Here is a 1,951-nt window from a genome sequence, read left to right as displayed (position 1 = left end):
AAGCCCTCCCGGACATTCCCGTCCTGGGCAACGGGGATATCTGGTCCGCCGAAGACGCAGTCCGCATGGTGCGCGAAACCGGGATCGACGGCGTCGTAGTGGGCCGCGGTTGCCAAGGTCGCCCGTGGCTCTTCGGCGACCTCCAAGCCGCGTTTGAGGGAAGCGACCAGCGCCACCGTCCGGGCCTGCGCGAAGTAGCCGAGGGCGTCTACCGCCACGCCGAGCTCATGATCGAAACCTTCGGCAACGACGAGTACAAGGCGCTGCGTGAGATCCGCAAGCACATGGCCTGGTACTTCAAGGGCTACGTGGTGGGAGGGGAACTGCGTGCCAAACTGGCCACGGTGCCGACACTCGAGGTCCTGCGCGAGCTGCTGGACCAGCTGGACATGGACCTGCCGTACCCAGCATCGATTCGGAAGGCCCGCGCGGACGCGCAGGTTCCCCCAAAAAGCCGGCGTTGCCCAAGGATTGGCTTCTCAGCCGGCAGATGGACGCGGACCAGACGCGCGATATCGCCGCAGCCGAACTCGACGTCTCAGGCGGCTAAAGCGCGGCCCGGACCGGCGGGTGCACGCGCACGGCCCGAGTCGTGGAAAACTGGCTGCATAGGCACGGGCTGAAGAGACGCCGGTGCACGGCAAGCGGAGGAGGCAGATACCCATGGGAACTGAAGCGATGTCTGCAGCACGCCCGGCCGAAAACGCAACGGGCATTCCAGGCTACGTGGAGGCCGACTCGGCACGCTGGGTCCAGGAACCCCGCAAGAATACCTACCGCTCGGACTTCGAGAGGGACCGGGCACGGGTGCTGCATTCGTCAGCCCTCCGGCGGCTCGGGGCCAAGACCCAAGTGGTGGCCCCGGATACCGATGACTTCGTGCGCACCCGGTTGACGCACAGCCTTGAAGTGGCCCAGGTGGGCCGCGAATTGGGCCGCGCTCTCGGTTGCGATCCGGATGTTGTGGACACGGCGTGCCTGAGCCACGATCTTGGCCATCCGCCTTTCGGGCACAACGGGGAATCGGCGCTCAACGAGGTCGCCCATGGAATCGGTGGCTTCGAAGGCAACGCCCAGACCCTGCGCCTGCTGACCCGGCTTGAACCCAAGGTTCTTGCCCCCGACGGCCGGCCCGCGGGCCTGAACCTGACCCGGGCCAGCCTTGACGCCGCGTCCAAGTATCCGTGGTCCGCCGTCGATGCCCCCGTCATCCACGGACAGCGGAGCAGCAAATTCGGCGCTTACGAGGACGATCTGCCCGTGTTTGCCTGGCTTCGTGACGGAGCGCCGGGGAACCGTTCCTGCATCGAGGCCCAGGTCATGGACCTGGCCGACGATATTTCGTACTCCGTCCACGACGTCGAGGACGCCATTGTTGCCGGCCATTTCCAGCTGAAGTGGCTGGACAATCCGGACCACCGGGCCCGCGTGGTGGGCTACACCAAGCAGTGGTACTTGCCCCACAACGATCCCGCTGAAATCGACGCCGCACTGGCACGCCTCGAAGCCACGAGCGTGTGGGTCCGCGAAGCCGACGGCAGCCGCAAGTCGATGGCCGCGCTGAAGGACATGACCAGCCAGTTGATCGGCCGGTTCTGCCAGAGTGCCTTGGAGACCACGAGGGCGCATTTCGGCCCGGACCACCTCACCCGGTACGCTGCGGAACTCATGGTCCCCGAGGAAACCGTCACCGAGATCGCGGCCATGAAGGGCCTTGCCACGACGTTCGTGATCTCCACCGACCATCGGCAGCCCGTCTATGAGCGCCAGCGCGAAGTCCTGCACGCCCTCGTCGGCGTGCTCAACGCGAGCGGAGACCGGCATCTGGAACCGATGTTCGCCGCGGATTGGCGGGACGCCCCCGACGACGGCGCCCGGCTTCGCGTTGTCATCGACCAGGTGGCGTCCCTGACGGACGCTTCGGCGCTGGCGATGTACGAACGCCTCGTGG

Annotated in this window: 1 protein-coding gene and 1 pseudogene; both read left to right on the top strand. The window is 66.4% G+C overall.

Features of this window, described 5'->3' with window-relative positions:
• Positions 1-550: pseudogene (locus tag AHiyo1_RS05440) on the top strand (tRNA-dihydrouridine synthase); the annotation flags it as partial.
• 113 nt (positions 551-663) lie between these two features.
• The coding region (locus AHiyo1_RS05435) for a deoxyguanosinetriphosphate triphosphohydrolase (protein WP_445286186.1) at positions 664-1,951 on the top strand (1,288 nt) is incomplete at its 3' end.

Origin of the sequence: Arthrobacter sp. Hiyo1 (assembly GCF_001263615.2) — a bacterium.
Taxonomy (GTDB): domain Bacteria; phylum Actinomycetota; class Actinomycetes; order Actinomycetales; family Micrococcaceae; genus Arthrobacter.
Note: the sequence above shows the minus strand (reverse complement) of the source record. Positions and strands in the feature narration are given on the sequence as shown.